This window comes from Aquabacterium sp., from assembly GCF_035476535.1.
Lineage (GTDB): Bacteria > Pseudomonadota > Gammaproteobacteria > Burkholderiales > Burkholderiaceae_C > Pseudaquabacterium.
Window position 1 is genome coordinate 21,469 of record NZ_DATILJ010000309.1, and the last position, 18,459, is coordinate 39,927.

General features: G+C 70.6%; 13 protein-coding genes. 6 read left to right on the plus strand and 7 right to left on the minus strand.

What is annotated here, in order from left to right:
• Positions 1 to 38 precede the first annotated feature (38 nt).
• The 4 genes from VLK61_RS29800 to VLK61_RS29815 all read left to right on the plus strand — a co-directional run bounded on the left by VLK61_RS29800 (position 39) and on the right by VLK61_RS29815 (position 3,920).
• On the plus strand, positions 39 to 1,007 hold the full coding sequence (locus VLK61_RS29800) for a substrate-binding domain-containing protein (protein ID WP_325426943.1): 969 nt from the start codon (positions 39 to 41) through the stop codon (positions 1,005 to 1,007).
• A 25-nt stretch (positions 1,008 to 1,032) separates the two neighbouring features.
• Entirely contained in the window at positions 1,033 to 2,049 is a 1,017-nt protein-coding gene (locus VLK61_RS29805; RefSeq protein WP_325426944.1) for a sugar phosphate isomerase/epimerase family protein, read from the plus strand.
• Positions 2,049 to 3,218, plus strand: a complete 1,170-nt coding sequence (locus VLK61_RS29810; RefSeq protein WP_325426945.1) for a Gfo/Idh/MocA family protein — start codon at positions 2,049 to 2,051, stop codon at positions 3,216 to 3,218. The genes VLK61_RS29805 and VLK61_RS29810 overlap by 1 nt, the downstream gene beginning before the upstream one ends.
• A 156-nt stretch (positions 3,219 to 3,374) precedes the next feature.
• Positions 3,375 to 3,920 (plus strand): hemerythrin domain-containing protein, encoded by a 546-nt coding sequence (locus VLK61_RS29815; protein WP_325426946.1) that lies wholly within the window; start codon positions 3,375 to 3,377, stop codon positions 3,918 to 3,920.
• A 22-nt stretch (positions 3,921 to 3,942) separates the two neighbouring features.
• Here VLK61_RS29815 and VLK61_RS29820 read toward each other — a convergent pair whose 3' ends face one another.
• Genes VLK61_RS29820 through VLK61_RS29850 form a run of 7 tightly spaced genes read right to left on the minus strand, consistent with a single transcriptional unit; the run spans position 3,943 to position 13,976 of the window.
• Positions 3,943 to 6,810: a response regulator gene (locus VLK61_RS29820; protein ID WP_325426947.1), complete on the minus strand. Its 2,868-nt coding sequence runs from the start codon at positions 6,808 to 6,810 to the stop codon at positions 3,943 to 3,945.
• Positions 6,811 to 6,838: 28 nt separating this feature from the next.
• On the minus strand, positions 6,839 to 7,882 hold the full coding sequence (cheB, locus tag VLK61_RS29825) for a chemotaxis-specific protein-glutamate methyltransferase CheB (RefSeq protein ID WP_325426948.1): 1,044 nt from the start codon (positions 7,880 to 7,882) through the stop codon (positions 6,839 to 6,841).
• Positions 7,879 to 9,927 (minus strand): hybrid sensor histidine kinase/response regulator, encoded by a 2,049-nt coding sequence (locus tag VLK61_RS29830; RefSeq protein ID WP_325426949.1) that lies wholly within the window; start codon positions 9,925 to 9,927, stop codon positions 7,879 to 7,881. The genes cheB and VLK61_RS29830 overlap by 4 nt, the downstream gene beginning before the upstream one ends.
• A gap of 3 nt (positions 9,928 to 9,930) precedes the next feature.
• Positions 9,931 to 11,394 (minus strand): CHASE3 domain-containing protein, encoded by a 1,464-nt coding sequence (locus VLK61_RS29835; protein WP_325426950.1) that lies wholly within the window; start codon positions 11,392 to 11,394, stop codon positions 9,931 to 9,933.
• Position 11,395: 1 nt separating this feature from the next.
• The gene (locus VLK61_RS29840) at positions 11,396 to 11,959 is read right to left on the minus strand and encodes a chemotaxis protein CheW (protein ID WP_325426951.1); all 564 of its coding nucleotides are present in this window, start codon (positions 11,957 to 11,959) and stop codon (positions 11,396 to 11,398) included.
• Positions 11,956 to 13,533 (minus strand): protein-glutamate O-methyltransferase CheR, encoded by a 1,578-nt coding sequence (locus tag VLK61_RS29845; protein WP_325426952.1) that lies wholly within the window; start codon positions 13,531 to 13,533, stop codon positions 11,956 to 11,958. The genes VLK61_RS29840 and VLK61_RS29845 overlap by 4 nt, the downstream gene beginning before the upstream one ends.
• On the minus strand, positions 13,530 to 13,976 hold the full coding sequence (locus VLK61_RS29850) for a chemotaxis protein CheW (protein ID WP_325426953.1): 447 nt from the start codon (positions 13,974 to 13,976) through the stop codon (positions 13,530 to 13,532). The genes VLK61_RS29845 and VLK61_RS29850 overlap by 4 nt, the downstream gene beginning before the upstream one ends.
• 228 nt (positions 13,977 to 14,204) lie before the next feature.
• Between VLK61_RS29850 and hisC the strand changes: the two genes are divergently transcribed.
• Complete coding sequence (gene hisC, locus VLK61_RS29855; protein ID WP_325426954.1) at positions 14,205 to 15,260, plus strand: histidinol-phosphate transaminase; 1,056 nt, start codon at positions 14,205 to 14,207, stop codon at positions 15,258 to 15,260.
• A 182-nt stretch (positions 15,261 to 15,442) separates the two neighbouring features.
• Positions 15,443 to 18,459, plus strand: a 3,017-nt coding sequence (locus tag VLK61_RS29860) for a bifunctional diguanylate cyclase/phosphodiesterase (protein WP_325426955.1), incomplete at its 3' end; no start/stop codon positions are given.

Below are 18,459 nucleotides of genomic sequence, written 5' to 3' on the forward strand. Positions count from 1 at the left end.
GCCGTTCTTCACCCACCCACCTCCATGGAGACATCCCGATGACCATCCGCTCCCGACTGCTCGCCGCGACGATCGCGGCCAGCGCTACCCTGGCCGCCGCCACCGGCGTGCAGGCACAAGCCAACGAGGTCAACCTCGGCGTCGCCATCCCCGCGGCGACGCACAGCTTCACCGCCGGCATCGTGTTCTGGGCCAACCAGGCCAAGAAGGACCTCGAGAAGGCGCACAAGGGCCTGAAGGTGACGGTCAAGACGGCGAGCGGCGCGCCCGAACAGGCCAACCAGCTGCAGGACCTGCTGACCGCGACCAAGATCAACACGCTGGTGATCTTTCCGTTCGAATCGGCCGCGCTGACCAAACCGGTCGCGCAGGTCAAGGCCAAGGGCGTCTACGTGACCGTGGTCGACCGTGGCCTCACCGACACCAGCGCGCAGGATGCCTATGTGTCCGGCGACAACACGGCGTTCGGTCGCATCCCGGCCGAGTACTTGGCAAAGGCGCTCAATGGCAAGGGCAACATCGTCGCGCTGCGCGGCATTCCGACGACGATCGACAACGAGCGCATGGAGGCCTTCAACGCGGTGATGAAGAAGCACCCGGACATCAAGCTGCTGGATGCCAAACATGGCAACTGGAATCGCGACGATGCGTTCAAGGTGATGCAGGATTACCTGACGCGCTTCAAGCAGATCGACGCCGTCTGGGCCGCCGACGACGACATGGCCGTCGGTGTGCTGAAGGCCATCGAGCAGGCCAAGCGCAAGGACATCCGCATCGTGTTCGGCGGCGCCGGCGCCAAGGACATGGTGAAGACGCTGATCGACGGCAAGAACCCGCTGATCCAGGCCAACGTGTCGTATTCGCCGAAGTTCATCTACGACGCGATCAAGCTGACCGCCGAGGCACGGCTGAAGGGCGAGAAGCTGCCGGCCAGCACGATCATCCCCTCGGTGCTGATCACCAAAGAAAACGCCAAGCAGTTCTACTTCCCCGATTCGCCGTTCTGATCCCCCGACACCAGGAGGCAGCGCCATGGCCCGTCCGATCACCTTGTTCACCGGCCAGTGGGCCGACCTTCCGCTCGCGCAGCTCGCGCCGCTGGCCAAGACCATGGGCTACGACGGGCTTGAACTCGCCTGCTGGGGCGACCACTTCGATGTTCAGCAGGCGCTCGCGTCGCCGCGTTACGTGGCCGACAAGCGCGCGCTGCTGCAGGACGCCGGCCTGCAGTGCTTCGCGATCGGCAACCACCTGTGCGGCCAGGCGGTGTGCGATCCGATCGACGAGCGCCACCAGGCGATCGTGCCGGCGCATGTGTGGGGCGACGGCGATCCCGAAGGCGTGCGCCGGCGTGCCGCGCGTGAGATGCAGGACACGGCGCGCGCGGCCGCTCACTTCGGCGTGAAGACGGTCACCGGCTTCACCGGCTCGCCGATCTGGCATGCGGTGTATGCCTTCCCGCCGACCTCGCAGGCCTACATCGACCGCGGCTACGCCGATTTCGCGCAGCGCTGGCGGCCCATCCTCGACAGCTTCGACGCCGAGGGCGTCAACTTCGCGCTCGAGGTGCACCCGACCGAGATCGCGTTCGACATCGCGTCGGCCCAGCGCGCGCTCGACGCGCTGCAAGGCCACCGCCGCTTCGGCTTCAACTTCGATCCCAGCCACCTTGCCTACCAGGGCGTCGACTACATCCGCTTCATCCGCCGCTTCGGCGAGCGCATCTTCAACGCCCACATGAAGGATGTCTGGTGGGGCAAGGGCGACGGCAGCGTCGGCGTGTTCGGCGGCCACACCGCGTTCGGCGATGCGCGTCGGCACTGGGACTTTCGCAGCGTGGGCCGCGGCATGATCGATTTCGAATCGCTGATCGTCGCGCTCAACGACATCGGCTACACCGGCCCCTTGAGCGTCGAATGGGAGGACAGCCGCATGGACCGCGTGCACGGCGCCACCGAGAGCGCGGCGTTCTGCCGCCGGCTCGACTTTGCGCCGGCGGCCGGCGCCTTCGATGCGGCGTTCGACAAATCGCAGCAGGTGGTCCGGTGATGCACGAGACCCCCGGGCGCAAGCTGCGCTGCGCGATGGTCGGTGGTGGTCGCGATGCTTTCATCGGGCGTGTCCACCGCCACGCGATGGCGCTGGACGGCCGCATCGAGCTGGTGGCCGGCGCCTTGTCGTCGCAGCCGGACAAGGCGATCGCCTCGGGCCGCGACCTGGGCCTGCGCGACGAGCGCAACCACGGTTCGTGGCAGGCGCTGCTGGCGCACGAGCTGTCGCTGCCGGAGCACGAGCGCATCGATTTCGTCTCGATCGTCACGCCCAACCATGTGCACTACGACGTGGCGAAGGCCTTCGTCGAGGCCGGCATCCACGTGGTCTGCGACAAGCCGCTGGTGCACACCGCCGAGCAGGCCGATGCGCTGGTGCGCGCGGTCGCGCGGCGCGGCACGGTGTTCGGCGTGACCTACAACTACAGTGGCTACCCGATGGTGCGCCAGGCGCGCGAGATGGTGAAGGCCGGCGCCATCGGCAGCATCCGCAAGGTCGTGGTCGAGTACCACCAGGGCTGGCTCGCGACGCAGGTCGAAGGCGGCGGCAACAAACAGGCCGAATGGCGCACCGACCCGGCCAGGAGCGGCGTGGCCGGTGCCATCGGCGACATCGGCTCGCATGCCGAGAACCTGGTGTCCACCGTCACCGGGCTCGAGATCGAGAGCCTGTGCGCCGATCTGCACACGTTCATCCCGGGGCGCCGGCTCGACGACGACGCGAGCCTGCTGCTGCGCTTTCGCGGCGGCGCGCGCGGCGCGCTGATCGCCTCGCAGATCGCGGCCGGCTGCGAGAACGACATCCGCCTGCGCGTGTTCGGCAGCAGCGGTTTGCTCGACTGGCGGCAGGAGGATCCGAACCGGCTGGTGCATGCGCCGACCGACGCGCCGCAGCAGATCCTCACCCGCAACTCGCCGTGGCTCAGCGAGGCCGCCCGTCGCGCCTGCCGGCTGCCGGCCGGCCATCCCGAAGCGTTTCTCGAGGCCTTCGCGAACATCTACCTGGGCGTGGCCGCCGACATCGATGCGCGCCTCGCCGGCACGGTGGCCGACCCGCTGGCCGCGGACTACCCGCGGGTCGAAGACGGCGCGCGCGGCGTGCGCTTCATCGAGACGACGGTGCGATCCGCGGCCAGCGATCGCAAGTGGACGCCGTTGACGAGGTAGCGGGCGGTCGGCATCGCCTGACAAGCCGACCCGCCATGAAGGGATTGCCCGGCCGACACCGCCGGGCCTATAGTGCCGGCCAAGGGGGTTCCGGTCCTGGGCGCTGCCCGGGCCTCTGCCGCAGAGCAACGGCGATCATGAACCAAGGAGCCGCGAATGCTGGCTGCCGAATGTGCATGGGCGATCTTGCGCGCTGATCACGCCAAGCTGCGTTACCTCATCGGCTCGATCGCCGACGAGGCCAGTGGCGGGCAGTGGCGCGACGCTGGGCCGGGGCTGGCGCAGCTGAGGCAGTTGATCGAATCCTTGCAATCCTTCGACCATGCCTCGCATCGCCCCAAGGGCAGCGCGCTGCTGAGCGCCTTGCGCGGGCGCTCGCCGGACGCCGATCGGCTGCTGGCCGAGATGGAACAAGAGCGCGAGGGTGACGATGCCTTGCTGAACCAGGCCATGGCCAGGCTGGAGGCCGTCGAGAAGGGCGATGCGCGGGCGAGCGCCGAGTGCGCGGTGCTGCTGGCGCAGCACCGCGAGCGCGTGTTGCACCACCTGGACCTGGAGGACACGCTGCTGTGCGCCCAGACCGAGCGGCTGCTGACCCATGAGGAGTGGGCCCACGTCGTGTCGGCGATCTCCACCGCCATTTATCCGGCGGCGGCGGCGGTGGCGGGCGCCCAGGGCTACGGTTCGGAGTCGCACGCGTAGCGCCCGGCGCGCGGGTGCGACGCTACAGGTCCACCAGCCGTCGGCAGCGCGACAGCGCCAGCGCCAGCTGGTCGCGATCCAGCGGCTTGACCAGGAAGTCGTCCATGCCGGCCTGGCGACAGGCCTGCTCTTCGTCGGGCGTGACGCCGGCCGTCAGCGCGATGATGCGCGGGCAGCTGTGGGCCGGCCATTCCTGGCGGATCAGCCGCGTGGCCGCCAGGCCATCCATGACCGGCATTTGCACATCCATCAGGATCACGTCGAAGGGCTGGCGCCGCAGCGCTTCGATGGCTTCGGCGCCGTTGCCGGCCACTTCGGTGCGGTGGCCCATCAGGTTGGCCAGCACGAAGATCATCAGCTGGGCATTGATCGCGTTGTCCTCGGCCACCAGGATGCGCAGCGGTGCCGCCGGGTCGGCCGCCACGGCCGGCGTGGCTGGCGCCGGTGCCTGCGCCGGCTGGCGCTCGAACAGGCGCAGGATGGTGTTGAGCAGGGCCGCATGCTTGACCGGCTTGGACAGCTGGGCCAGCAGCCCTGCGGCCCGCGCCTCGGCCTCCGGCAGCGGGAAGCCCGAGGTCAGCAGCACCTGCTTGAGCGCCGTGCCGCGCATCGAGTGCAGCGCCTGCGCCAGCTGCAATCCGTTCAGCCCCGGCATGTGGAAATCCAGCACCGCCAGGTCGGCCGCATCGCCGCGGATCGCCCACTCCAGCGCCTTGCCCGGCTCGCCGGAGTCCTGCACCGTGAGGCCCCAGTCCCGCAGCTGGCGGCACAGGATGCGCCGGTTGGTGTCGTTGTCGTCGATCACCCAGGCGCGCAAGCCGGCCAGCGGCACGGCTTCGCCGCGGCGTGCGTGGTTGGGGGTGCCCAGGGCGGTGCCGGGCGCGGGCAGGTCGGCCATCAGGCACACATGGAAGGTCGAGCCCTGGCCGGGTTCACTCTCGGCCCAGACCCGCCCGCCCATCAGCTCGGCCAGGCGCCGGCAGATCGCCAGGCCCAGGCCGGTGCCGCCGAATTCACGCTGGATCGAGCCGTCGACCTGGCTGAAGGACTTGAACAGCCGGTCGAAGCGGTCCGGCGCAATGCCGATGCCGGTGTCGCGCACGGCGCAGTGCAGCGCCTGCTGACCGTCAGGCGCGGGCGTGGTCGAGACCGATACCACCACCTCGCCACGGCCGGTGAACTTGACCGCGTTGGACAGGAAGTTGACCAGGATCTGCCGCACCCGACCGGCATCGCCCTGCAGCGTCGGCGGCACGTCGTCGGCCAGCTCATAGGTCAGCTCGATCTCCTTCTCCCGCGCGCGGCCGGCCACCAGGTCCAGGCACTCCTCGACCAGCGTGGCGACGTCGAAAGGCATGCTCTCCAGCGGCACCTGGCCGGATTCGAGGCGCGAGAAGTCCAGGATGTCGTTGATCACCGTCAGCAGGTGGTCGCCGCTGTGGCGGATGATGGTGGCGAACTCGTGCTGCTCCTCGCTCAGGGGCGCCTCGGCCAGCAGGCCGGCCATGCCGATGATGGCGTTCAGCGGCGTGCGGATCTCGTGGCTCATGGTCGCCAGGAACTGGCTCTTGGCCTGGGTGGCCCGCTCCAGTTCGCGGCTCTTGCGCTCCAGCTCATCGACCAGCGCGGCGCGGGTCTCGGCCAGTTCGCGCGCCGCGCGCGCGGTGGCCGCTTCGTGGCGTTCGTGCAGCAGTTCTTCGCGGATGCGGCGGTTCTCGTCCTCGAACTGCTTGCGCCGGATCTGCGCCCGCACGCGGGCCTGCAGCACCACGAAGTCGGCGGATTTCTGGATGTAGTCGTCCGCGCCGGCGCCCAGGCAGTCGATCAGCGCATCGCCGTCGTCATGCGCGGTCAGCATGATCAGCGGAATGTCGCGCAAACCCGGCGCGGCCTTGATGCGCCGGCAGGTCTGCTGGCCGCCCAGGCCCGGCATGATCAGGTCCATCAGGATGCAGTCCACCGGCTGCACGGCCAGCATCTCCAGCGCTTCTTCGCCGGAATGCGCCAGCACCACGTCGTAGCCTTCGGCGTGCAGCGTCGCGGCCAGCTCGTTGCGGAAGGTGGGGCTGTCGTCGACGGCCAGGATGCGTTTGGCGCCCAGCAGGCCGGCGGCACCTTCGCCGGCGCTGCCCGAGGCGCTGCGCAGCACGGCGGCCAGCCGGGCCAGGATCACGTTCAGCGTTTCGTCCTTGCGCACGAAGGCATCGGCCCCGGCGTCCAGCGCGCGCAACTCGGCATCGGCCTCTTCGGCCGCGGTCAGCAGCAGGCAGGGCGTGCCACGCAGCGCGGCGTCCAGCCGGATGCGCCGGATCACCGTGGTGCCGTCGATGCCCGGCAGCACGCCGTCGACGATCATCGCGCTCGGGCGCGCCGCGGCGGCCAGGCGCAAGCCCTCTTCGCCGCTGTCGGCCCGCAGCACGGCATAGCCGTCCTGTACCAGGGCCTGGGCCAGTTCTTCGCGGAAGGTGGCGCTGTCGTCGATCACCAGCACCGTGGCGCGGCCGAGGTCGCGGCCGCCCAGCTTGCGCCGCAGCAGCTCCTGCGCCCGGGCGACCAGCGCATGGCGGTCGTAGGGCTTGCCGACATACTCGTCGGCGCCGGTGCGCAGGCCGCGGATGCGCTGCGCCACCTCGGCCTCGGTGGACAGCATCAGCACCACCGCGCCGGCCTGCAAGGGGCTGGCGCGCAGTGCGCGCAGCAGCTCGACGCCATCGCCATCGGGCAGCAGCACATCGAGCACCACCACCTGCAGCGGCGCGTGCTGCAAGGCCTGGTGGGCTGCAGCCGCGGTGGCGCACACCTGCACCTCGAAGCCGGCGGCCTCGAAACCTTCCTGCAGGTCCATGCGCACCGTCAAACTGTCGTCGACGATCAGGACCGTGTCATTCATGCTCGTCCACCTTTGCGTTGACCTTTCATCAGCGGGTGTGCACCCATGCGGCCAGCGCCGGGCCAATCTCGGTCAGCGGCAGGATCTGCCGCGCCGCGCCAAGTTGCGCCGCTTCGCGCGGCATGCCGTAGACCACCGACGTGGCCTCGTCCTGGGCAATGGTCTGGCCGCCGGCGCGGCGCAGCGCCAGCAGGCCAGCGGCGCCGTCGCGGCCCATGCCGGTGAGCAGGCAGGCTGCGGCGGCCGCGCCGCAGTCGAGCGCGATTGATTCGAACAGCAGGTCCACCGAGGGCCGGCAGGAATGCCGCGGCGGCGCGTGCGACAACAAAAGCCGCCCATGCGCCAGCAGCAGGTGCTGGCCCGGCGGCGCCATGACCACGCCGCCGGCCACCGCGTCCAGCGCTTCGCCGTCCCGCGCATACCGTGTGCGGCGCGGCGTCTGCCCGTCCAGCCACTCGGCAAAGGCGCTGCCGAAGGGTTCGTTGATGTGCTGCACCAGCAGCACCGGCACGCGCAGCGAGGGCGGCAGCGCACGCAGCACCTCCACCACCGCGCCAGGCCCGCCGGTGGAGGCGCCGATGGCGATCACGCGGCAGGCCGGGCCCGGCGAGCGGGCTGCGCCGGGCGCCGGCAGCGCCGACTGCCGCGCCGCATGGCGGCCGCGCAGGTGGGTGATGACGCGGATGCGCGCCACCAGCTTCACCGCGGCCAGCAGGCGCCGCTCCCAATCGCCGTCGGGCTCGTCGCCCAGCGGTTTTTCCAGCACATCCACCGCGCCGGCGGCCAGCGCGTCGTAGGTGCGGAACAGCTCGCCGCGGTTGGTCGACGCGGAGACCACCAGGATCGGTGTCGGGCAGTGCGCCATGATGTGCTCGGTGGCGACCAGGCCGCTCACTTCGGGCATCATCATGTCCATCGTGATGACGTCGGGCCGCAGCGCCTGGCAAGCCTCGATGGCGTGCCGGCCGTCCGCGGCCTCGCCGACGACCAGCAGCTCGGCATCGCCGGCCAGCACCTCGCACAGGCGCTTGCGCACGGTGACGGAGTCTTCGGCAACCAGCACGCGGATCATGCGCCGCCCACCAGCTGCCGCACGCGCCGCAGGAAGTCGTCCTGCGCGAATTCACCCTTGACGATGTAGCCCTGCGCGCCGGCCTGCTGGCCGCGCCGGCGGTCTTCGGCCGAGCCGCGCGAGGTGACCAGCATCGCCGGCACCTCGCGCAGCGCCGGATCGGCGCGCACGGTTTCGATGAAGCCGAAGCCGTCCATGCCCGGCATCTCGACATCGACCAGGAACAGCGCATAACGCTGGCGCCGCGCCTGCACCAGGCCTTGTTCGGCCGATGCGGCGGTGTGCACCGCGTAGCCCGCCGACTCCAGGATGCTCTGCTCCAGCATGCGCGTGGTCAGCGAGTCGTCGATGACCAGCACCGGCGCCCGCGGGGCCGCGGCTTGCGCTTCGGCCGCGCCGGCGCTGGAGGCGGCGCTGGTCGCGGCACTGACCAGGCCGTCGGGGTCCAGCACCAGCTGCGGCTGGCCGTCCACGTCCAGCGAGGCCCCAGCCACCACCGCGGTGGACAGCGCCAGTGCGGGCAGCGCGCGCAGCACCACGCTGGCGGCGCCGAGCAGGCGGTCGACGCCGATCGCCGCGCGGCCGCCGGCACCGGCGACGATCACCGCCGAGGCAAAGCGCGCGCCGCGGTTCGGCGTCGACCGGCCGAGCAGGCGCGACAAGCTCACGAAGGGCAGCACCTCGCCCTCGTGCACGATCGAGTCGCCCTGCGCGCTGCGGGCGATGTGCTGCGTTTCCAGGCGCACGGTGCGGTGTACGGCGTCCAGCGGAATGGCCGCGCTGGCGCCGTCGGCGTCGACCACCAGCGCCTCCAGCGAGGCCAGCGACAGCGGCACGGCCAGCGAGATCTCCGTGCCCTGGCCGGTGCTGCTGCGCACCGAAACCTCGCCGCCCAGGCGTTCCAGCGCCTCGCGCACCACGTCCAGCCCGACGCCGCGGCCGGCGGCCTCGGTCACGCTGGCGGCGGTGGACAAGCCACCGCGCAACAGCAGCTGCAGCAGGGCCGGGCCGTCATGCTCTTGCGTCGCCGTGCCCAGCCAGCCCTTGCGCTGCGCGGCGCGGCGGACTGCGTCGAGATCGACACCGGCGCCATCGTCGCTGCAGCGAAAGACCACCCGCCGGCCCTGGCGTTCTACCGCCAAAGTGACGCGGCCAGCTGCCGGCTTGCCGAGGGCCACGCGCTGGCCCTCGCTTTCAATGCCGTGCACCACGGCATTGCGCACCAGCTGCAGCAAGGGCGCCTGCAGCGCGGCCAGCACGGTGGCGTCCAGGCGCACTGCCGCGCCGCGGTGGTGCAAGGCCGCTGACTTGCCTTGCGCCTTCGCGGTGTCGCGCACCAGCCGCTCCAAGGGCGCGAACAGCGCCGCGGCCGGCACCAGGCGCAGTTGCTCGGCGGCGTCGCGCACCTGGCGCAGTTCGCGGTCCATCTGCTCCAGCGGCGCGGCCAGGCCGCGCTCCAGGCGTTCGAGCAGCGCGCGCAGGCGCTCGGCCGGCACGCGTGCAGCCGGGGTGGGGTGCGCGTCCAGCTGTTCGGCCAGCGCGCGTGCCTCTTGCAGTGGCAGCACCTGGCGGCGCAGCGCGGCCAGCTGCGCATGTGTCTGGGCCACGCCTTCGAGCAGTGCATCCAGTTCGGAAAGCTCGGGCCGCAGGAGTGGCGGCGGCGCCGCGTCGGCCACCGGCGCGCCGGCCCCCGCATCGGCAGTGGCATCGGGCGCGGCCGCCGGCCCCAACTCGGCCAGCAGCGCGCCGATGCGGTCCAGCCGCGCCAGCATCGCATCGATGGGCTCACGCTGCGGCCCGGGCGCCGCGTCGCGCAGCGGCGCCAGCAGGTCCTCGATGGCATGGGCCTGGTCGGCGATGTCGCCCTGGCGCACCACGCGCGCCGCGCCCTTGAGCGTGTGCGTCAGGCGCAGCAAGCGGGGCACCAGCGGCGGCCCCTGCGGCGCCATGTCGGCCCCTTTTTCAAGGTCGAGCACGCCGCGGCCCAGCTGCTCCAGCAGCTCGCGCGCCTCGATGCGAAAGTAGCGGTAGGGGTCGCGTGCCATCGTTCAAGCCGCGGCTTGGGCCTGCACCAGGCGCAGCAGGTCCTTGGACAGGCCGGCCAGCTGCGAGGCGGTCTGCGAGGTCTGCCCCGAGCTGGCCTCGGTCTCCTTGGTGGCCTGCGCGGTGCTGGCGATGGCGGTGTTGACCTGCTCGACGGCACTGGTCTGCTGCTTGGTCGACAGCTCGATCTCGCGGGCCGCCTGCGTCGTGGTGCCGACCAGGCTGGCGATCTGCTGGAATGCCGCGGCCACCTGCTCGAACTGCCGCGCGCCCAGGTCCACCGCCTTGGAGCCGGCCTCGGTGGCCATCACGGTGGTGTTGACGGCGCCGCGAACATCGTCGATCAGCACGCGGATCTCCTTGGTCGAGCCGGCCACCCGGTCGGCCAGTTTGCGGATCTCGTCGGCCACCACGCTGAAGCGCTTGCCGGCATCGCCGGCGCCGGCGGCCTCGATCGTCGCGTTGATGGCCAGGATGTTGGTCTGCTCGGCCAGTTCGGAGACGATGTCGAGCACCGCGCCGATCTGCTGCGACTTGCGGCCCAGTTCGAGCATGTGGTTGACCACCAGGTCCACCTGCTGGCGGATGGCGGTGGTCGACTCGTTGGCCAGCTGCACCTTGCCGTCGCCGGCGCGCGCCGCGGCGGCCGTCTGCTCGGCGATGCTGGCCACGCGCTGCGTGCTCTCGGCGATCTGGCGCGAGGTGGCCAACAACTCGCTGATGGTGGTCGTGATCTCGCTCATCGAGGTCGATGTCTCGCGCGCACCGGCGGCCTGCTGGTTGGCGGCCGATTGCAGCTCGCTCGACGAACGCTGCACATGCTGCACAGCGGACGCGATCTGCTGGGTCAGCGAGCGCGTCAGCAGGAAGCCGGTGGCGCTGACGAACAGCAGTGCAAGGAACGTGCCCCACACGATCGTTGAGCGGGCACTGCCGGCGGCGGCCTCGACCTCGCCGGCGCGCTGCTTGAGCAAGTCCCGCTCCTCGCGTTCGATCTGGTCGGTCAGCCGGCGCAGACCGTCCATCACGCGTTTGCCTTCGCCGGTCTGCACGTGCTTGATCGTTGCCTCCAGACCGGACTGCCGCCGCAGGTCGATGGTCTCTTTCAGTCTGCCCAGGCGCGTGGCCACCTGCGCCTCGAGCGTGATGACGCGTTGCTGCTGGTTGGTGTTGTCCGCCGTCAGATCGTGCAGCTTCTTCAGCAGCACGGGTATTTCAGCGATCGCCGACTGGTAGGGCGCCAGATAAGCGTCCTCGCCGGTGATCACGAAGCCGCGCTGGCCGGTCTCGGCATCGCTGATCTGGCCCAGCAGCGCTTCCACTTGCTGGATCACGGTGTGCGTGTGCGAGACCAGGTAGCTGGTCTGGGTCAGCACCTCGATGCTGCGATAGGCCACCCCGCCGATGGCCAGCAACAGCAGGAACGAGAGCGCAAAGCCCACAGCGATTTTTCTGCCGAATGTCCACATCTCAACGCTCCTCTTGTTGTCCGGGATGGGCTCGCGCCAGGTCTTGGATGGCCGCCAGCAAGGAGGCCACCGACAGCACCGGCCGCGGTGCGCCGGCCCCGGCGTCGGTGCCGGCCAGCAGTTCGCGCACATGCGCGCGCGCCGGCCCGGCGACGGGCGGCGCGCTGGCCGTGCGCGGCTGGCGCCAATGGCCTTCGAACGCATCGAAAGCCAGGCCCAGCGGCAACGCGGCGGTGATCACCATCCAGCGCGGCGTGTTGTCGCCGTCCGGCCCGGCCGGATAGCCCAGCAGGCTGCGCAGGTCGTACAGCGGCACGATGCTGCCGCGAAAGCCGACGATGCCCAGCAGCGCGGGCAGCGGGCTGGGCAGGCGCGTGACCGTGCGCAGCGGCAGGAGGCTGGCGATCTCGGCCAGGCGCAGCACATGGGGGTCGTCGGCGACGCGGATCGCCAGGTAGTCGTCGGGCGCCGCGCCGGCCTCGGCCAGCGGCTGGGCAAAGCTGCTGTCGAAGGCCTGGCGGAGCGCTTCGGCTTGTTGCTGCAAGGCCGGCCTTGGGGCGCTCATAGGGTGCCTCCGGCCGCGGCCAGTTCGGCGCGGCACAGCGCGATCAGCGCGTCGCGCTGGAAGCCGCCGCCGAACAAGCGCAGCCGTGCCGGCAGTTCGCGCTGCAGCAACTGCAGCGCCTGGCCGAGTTCGTGCATCGCGGCCTGCCGATCGCCGGCGCGCCGGGCCAGCAGGCCCAGGTGCAGGCGCGGCATCGCGAAGGCCGGGTCCAGGTGGATGGCGCACTGGTCGCTGTCGGCGGCGCCCCGCAGGTCGCCCAGCGCCTCGCGGCACAGCGCCACGACATGGTGGGCGCCGGCATGCAGGTCGTCGATGGCCAGCAAGCGTTGGCACAGCTGCTGCGCCGCCGTGAACTGGCCGCAGTGCAGCAGCAGCATCGCGTGCAGCAGCAACAGATCGGGGTCGGGTGAAGCCGGCACGGGCAGTGCGCTGACCAGCGCCAGGGCCTCGGCAAAACGCTCCTGGCCTAGCAGTTCAAGGGCGCGGCCGTGGGGGTCGGCCGGTTCGGCGGGGCGCGACGCCGAACGCGGCGGTGCAGGGGCTGGCACAAGTGGCGACACAAGCGGCGGGCTGCGTGGCGCCGGTGCGCGAGCCGGTGCCGCGGCCTGCGCCGACAGCGCACGCACGCGTTCGGCCGCCTTGCCGATGGTGCCGACCCAATCGTCGCCCGCATCGGCCGTGAGCGCCAGCGCTTCGCTGCCACGCAGGGACGCGATGGCCGGCGGCATGCGCTCCGGCGTGTCGGCGCCGTCCTTGCGCTGGTAGTAGAAGCTGCCGTGCGTGTGCCGCAGGTGAAAGCCGGCCGACAGGCCACGCAGGGTCTCGGCATGGCCGAGAAACAGCGTGCCGCCCGGCACCAGCGCGTGCTCGATGCGCGCCACCAGCGCCTGCGCATGCTGCGGCGTCAGGTACATCAGCAGGTTGCGGCAGAACACGATGTCCCAGGCGCCGCTGCGCCACAGCGCCGCGTGCGCGTCGCACAGGTTGTGCTGGTCGAACTGCACCGCGGCGACGATGCCGGCGTCCAGCACCCGGGCGTTGCCTTCGCGCCGGAACCAGCGCTGCTGCAGGGCCGGCGGTGTCTCGCGCAGGGCCCAGTCGGCATAGCGGCCGCGTCGCGCCTTGGCGATCACCACCGGGTTGATGTCGACGGCCTGGATCGTGACCTGCCATGACGCCAGCGCCGGCAGCTCGCGCAGGCTTATCGCGACCGAATAGGCCTCTTCGCCCGTGGCACAGGCGGCCGACAGGATGCGCAGGCTGCGCTGCGCGGCACGAGCGCGCAGCCGTTCGGGCAGCACGATCTCCCGCAGCGCGTCGAACTGTTCGATGTTGCGGAAGAAGTAGGTCTCGGCCACCGTCAGTTGCTCGGCCAGCGACGTCACTTCGGCCGGCGTTGGGGTGTCCTGCAGCCGCGTCAAATAGCGGTCAGCATCCAGGCCTTCACTGGCCACGCGCTGGCGCAGCACGTCGGTGAGCCACGCGCTGCGGGCCGGCTCGAACAGCAGGCCCAGATGGCGGGCCACCAGCGCCCGAAAGCGCTCGACATGGGGGCCCGCGATCGCGCTGCTCACGCCAGGACCCCGCTGGCATCCAGCGCGGCCCAGGCCGCCTCCGGCAGCAGCCGGGCATGGCGCAGCACCAGCAGCAGTTCCGCATCGAGCCGGCCGATCGCGCTGATCAGATCGGCGCTGCTGTCGCCCAGCAGCGGCGGCAGCGCCTGCAGCGAGCCCGGGTCCAGTGCGCGCACGCCGATCACCTCGCTCACCGCCAGCGCCATGACACGCTCATCAACCCTGATAGAGACCAGGCGTTCCGCGCGGCCGCTGGGCATGCCCAGCAAGTGCGCCGCGTCGACCACCGGCACCACCTGGCCGCGCAGCACCGCCACGCCCAGCACGAAGCTCGGCGCGCCGGCCAGCGGCCGGATCGCTTGTACGCGCATGGTTTCGACGACTTGCGCCAGCGGCAAGGCACATCGCCAGTCCTGCACGCGGCAAATCAGCACGCGCTGCATCGTTCTCTCCCTGGCATGCCACAGTGGCCGGGTGCGCTGGATCTTGCCATCCCGATGCGCGTGCAACAAGACTTCAGCAGTCGCCATGTGCATCAACTTGCATGGCGGTGCCCAGTGGTCGATAACTCCTGACGTAGTGAGGGGAATTCTCGACGATGCGCTGAGTTACGCTGCCAGGACCTTCTGGCTCCGGCGGTCAACTCCATGGAATCAAGTTTGCAACAGCGCATGCAACGCGTTTTGCGGCAGGACCTGCGCACGATGCCGGGCTTCGTGGCGCAGCCTTCGGCCGGCCTGGTGAAGCTGGACATGATGGAGAACCCGTTCAGCCTGCCCGCGGCCTTGCGAGAGGCGCTGGGCCGCCGCTTGGCCGAGCTGCCGCTCAACCGCTACCCGGCCGAACGCGGCCTGCTGCTGCAACAGGCGCTGGCCGCGCATGCACAGATGCCCGAAGGCTGCGACATCCTGCCGGGCAATGGCAGCGATGAGCTGATCACGCTGCTCGGCCTGGCTTGCGCGGTACCTGGCCAGGTGATCCTGGCGCCGGTGCCGGGCTTCATGATGTACGAGGTGTCGGCCCGGCTGCACGGCCTGAAGTTCATCGGCGTGCCGACCACGGCCGACTTCGAACTCGACCTGCCGGCCATGCTGGCCGCGATGCACGAACACCGGCCGGCGCTGGTCTACCTGGCCTATCCGAACAATCCCACCGGCAACCTGTGGCAGGACGAGGCCATCGACGCGATCATTGATGCGGCGCCTGGCCTGGTGGTGATGGACGAGGCCTACCAGCCCTTTGCCGCGCGCAACGCGCTGCAGCGCCTGCAGCGCCACGAGCATGTGCTGCTGCTGCGGACCATGAGCAAGTTCGGCCTCGCCGGCGTGCGCATCGGCGCCCTGATCGGCAGGAGCGCGCTGATCGCTGACCTCGGCAAGCTGCGCCCGCCCTTCAACATCAGCGTGCTGAACTGCGAAGCGGCGCTGTTTGCGCTGGAACATGCCGACGAATATGCGCGCCAGGCCAGCGTGATCCGCAGCGAACGCGCGCTGCTGCAGGCCGGGCTGCAAGCCTTGCCCGGCGTGCAGCCGTTCCCCAGCGAAGCCAACATGATCCTGGTCAGGGTGCCCGATGCGAAGCGCGCCCACCTGGGCATGAAGACGCGCGGCGTGCTGGTGCGCAACGTCTCGGCGATGCACCCACTGCTGCTCAACTGCCTGCGCATCACAGTGGGCCGGCCGGACGAGAACCTGATGACGCTGGCGGCGCTGCAACAGAGCCTGTGAGCAGCGCAGCACCGGGCGCAACAGGCCTCTTGGACCCGACGCGCGTGTAGGTGTTTGGCTGACAAGGCAGCGCTCTGATCGCCGGTTCTCCGTACAGAACTCCTGACGGGGGCCAAGGCCGCTGCCGGTAGCGGGGCAGGGTGCACCGTCCCTACAGTGGCTGGCAACAGGAGGCGTTGCCCATGAGCCAGACCAGCGACACGATCATGCCCAAGGAGGCCCACCATCCGGCCTCCGAGTGGCCGTCTCGCCTGGGGGCTTTGCTGGCCGCCGCGGGCGTGCTGGGCGCGGGCATTGCGCTGTCGGTGGTGCTCAGCCATTCGGCGCGCGAGGAAGCCCGGGTCAGTGCACAGGCCCGATTCGACGCCGCGGCCACCGAGGCCACGAGCCAGGTCGAGCGGCGCGTGTCGGCCTATGCCGAAGTGCTGACCGGACTGCGCGCGCTGTTCAACACCGGCAAGGTCTCGCGCGAGGAGTTCCGCAGCTATGTCGACGCGCTGAATTCGAAGCAGAGCCTGCCCGGTCTCGAGGTGCTGAACTATGCCGCCGACATCGACGGCGCAGCGCGCGCGCGTTTCGAGGAGGTGCAGCGGCGCGATCCGTCGCTGGCCCAGTTCACGGTCTACCCGCCGGGCTTGCGCGACCGCTACCACCCGATCACGATGATCGAGCCGCTGGCCGGCAACGAGCAGCACCTGGGCCGCGATGTCGCGGCAGCGCCGGCGGTGCGCGCCACGCTGGAAGGCGGCCGCGACACGGGCCGCCTGACGGCCTCGGGCAAGTTGATCCACAACCGCGGTGCCAACAGCCAGGTGGGCCTGGCGATGCGCCTGCCGGTGTACCAGACCGGCGCGCCGCTGGACACGGTGGAGCAGCGCCGCGCGGCCTATCTGGGCAGCGTGGGCGCGGGCTTCCTGGTCGCGCGCATGCTGGCCGATCTGCCCGGCATGGTCCCGGACCTGCGGCTGCAGCTGTACGACGGCGGTGCGCAGCCTGCGCGTGAGGCCGAGCCGCTGCCTGTCACGGCCAGGGTCGCGCCCGACAAAATGCTGTTCGACACCGCGCCGGAGCAGCCGTCCGGCGCGCGAGGGGCCAGCGCGGCGCAGCGGCCCGGTGCCGTCACGCTGCGGCGCGTGGACAGCTTTGCGCTCGGCGGCCGCCTCTGGCTGGTCGACGTCACGGCGCCTGAAGCAGGTGCGACGGGTGCCGGTGCCTTCCAGCGCTGGCTGCCGATCATTATTCTGGCCAGCGGCACGATCATCAGCGCGTCGCTGGCCGGCGTGCTGCTGAGCCTGATGGGTTCGCGCCGGCGCGCCATCGTGCTGGCCCAGGGCATGACGCGCAGCCTGCGGTCCAGTGAGCAGTGCCTGGCCGAAGCGCAGGGCCTGGCCCGAATGGGCAGCTGGGTTCTGGATGTGCGCAGCGGGGCCCTGCAATGCTCCGATGAAGCACGCCGCATCTACGGCCTCACCACGGGCCGCAGCGGGCTGGACCAGGCTCAGCTTTTGGCCGTGGTGCCCGAGGCCCAGCAAGCGGCGCTGCGCGAGGCGCTGCAGCGTGCGTGCAGCAGCGGCCAACCGGTGGAGTTCGAACATGCGGTGCACACCAGCGACGCGGGCGATCGCTGGGTGCACCTGAACCTGCAGGGCTTCGTCGTCCACGGCGAAGCCAAGCTGCGCGCCACCGTGCGCGACGAGACGGCGCGCAAGCGCGGCACGGTGCGGCTGGAACTGGCCCACGAGGTGGCGCGCGAGTTGGCGGGCGAGGGCGAGGCCGACAGCGTGATGGCCAGCATCCTGGCGGCCATCGGGGCGCGGCTGCGCTGGCATGCCGCCGTGTGCTGGCGTCTGGACGACGAGGGCCGCGTGCGTTGCGTGCATGCGTGGACCCAGGGTGAGGTGGCGCACGGCTTCGTCGAGGCGATGCAGCGGGTCAGCGGTCCCCGCGACGGCGGCCCGCTGGACGCCGCCTGGAGCGCGGGCAATCCGCTGTGGCGCACCATCGCCGGCGCGGAGAGTGCCGACACGCATGACCACATCGCGGCATGCCATGGGCTGCAGGCCGCGCTGACGGTGCCGGTGAACGCCGGCGCACAGCGTGTGGCGCTGGAGTTCTTCAGCCGGGTGCCGGTCAGCCTCGACCGGGATCTCGAGGGCTTCATGCGTTCGATGGCCAGTCAGCTCGGCCAGTACCTGCAGCGCAAGCAGGCCGAGCAGGCGCTGCGGCACATGGCCAGCCACGATGCGCTCACCGGCCTCGCCAGTCGCTCGCTGCTGCAGGAAAGACTGCAGCGCGCCATTGCGCAAGCCCAGCGGCGCCAGACCCGCGTGGCGGTGCTGTTCATGGACCTGGATCGCTTCAAGCATGTCAACGACAGCCTCGGCCACAGTGTGGGCGACCTGCTGTTGCGCGACTGTGCCGCGCGACTGCGCAGCTGCCTGCGCGCCAGCGACACCGTGGCGCGCTTCGGCGGCGACGAGTTCGTGCTGGTGCTGGAAGACCTGAACAGCGCGGAGGACGTGAACGCGCCGCTGGAGAAAGTGCGGGATCGTTTCGCCACGCCGTTCGACATCGAGGGCCGCGAACTGCGCACGACGGCGAGCATCGGCATCAGCCTGTTCCCCGACGACGGCCAGGATGCCGAGACGCTGCTGATGAATGCCGACACGGCGATGTACCGGGCCAAGGAACAGGGTCCCGGCAAGTACCACTTCTACTCCGCGCAGTTGAACGCGCACAGCCAGCAGCGGCTGACGCTCGAGAGCGATCTGCACCACGCCATGGCGCGAAAGGAGCTGTTCCTGGTCTATCAGCCCAAGCTCGAGCTGGCCAGCGGCAGGATCTGTGGCGTCGAGGCGCTGATGCGCTGGCAGCACCCGGTTCACGGCCTGGTGTCCCCGGCGCAGTTCATCCCGATTGCCGAGGATGCCGGGATGATCGAGGCGATGGGGCGCTGGGCCCTCGAGCGCGCGTGCGGCGATGCCCGGCGCTGGCACGACGAGGGCCACCCGGTGCAGGTCAGCGTCAACCTCTCGCCGCGCCAGCTGAACCAGCCGCAACTGGCCGCCGAGGTGGAGCAGGTGCTGGCGATGGCCGGGCTGAGTCCGCAGGCCCTGGAACTGGAGATCACCGAGAGCTGCGTGATGGCCAATCCGACGATGGCCGCCACGCAACTGGCCCAGTTGCGCGCGATCGGCGT

Coding starts and splice junctions, on each gene's coding strand:
- VLK61_RS29805 (WP_325426944.1), top strand. CDS start 1,033: ATGGCCCGTCCGATCACCTTGTTCACCGGCCAGTGGGCCGACCTTCCG.
- VLK61_RS29840 (WP_325426951.1), bottom strand. CDS start 11,959: ATGAGCGCCCCAAGGCCGGCCTTGCAGCAACAAGCCGAAGCGCTCCGC.
- VLK61_RS29830 (WP_325426949.1), bottom strand. CDS start 9,927: ATGGCACGCGACCCCTACCGCTACTTTCGCATCGAGGCGCGCGAGCTG.
- hisC (WP_325426954.1), top strand. CDS start 14,205: ATGCAACGCGTTTTGCGGCAGGACCTGCGCACGATGCCGGGCTTCGTG.
- VLK61_RS29835 (WP_325426950.1), bottom strand. CDS start 11,394: ATGTGGACATTCGGCAGAAAAATCGCTGTGGGCTTTGCGCTCTCGTTC.
- cheB (WP_325426948.1), bottom strand. CDS start 7,882: ATGATCCGCGTGCTGGTTGCCGAAGACTCCGTCACCGTGCGCAAGCGC.
- VLK61_RS29850 (WP_325426953.1), bottom strand. CDS start 13,976: ATGCAGCGCGTGCTGATTTGCCGCGTGCAGGACTGGCGATGTGCCTTG.
- VLK61_RS29815 (WP_325426946.1), top strand. CDS start 3,375: ATGCTGGCTGCCGAATGTGCATGGGCGATCTTGCGCGCTGATCACGCC.
- VLK61_RS29820 (WP_325426947.1), bottom strand. CDS start 6,810: ATGAATGACACGGTCCTGATCGTCGACGACAGTTTGACGGTGCGCATG.
- VLK61_RS29800 (WP_325426943.1), top strand. CDS start 39: ATGACCATCCGCTCCCGACTGCTCGCCGCGACGATCGCGGCCAGCGCT.
- VLK61_RS29810 (WP_325426945.1), top strand. CDS start 2,049: ATGCACGAGACCCCCGGGCGCAAGCTGCGCTGCGCGATGGTCGGTGGT.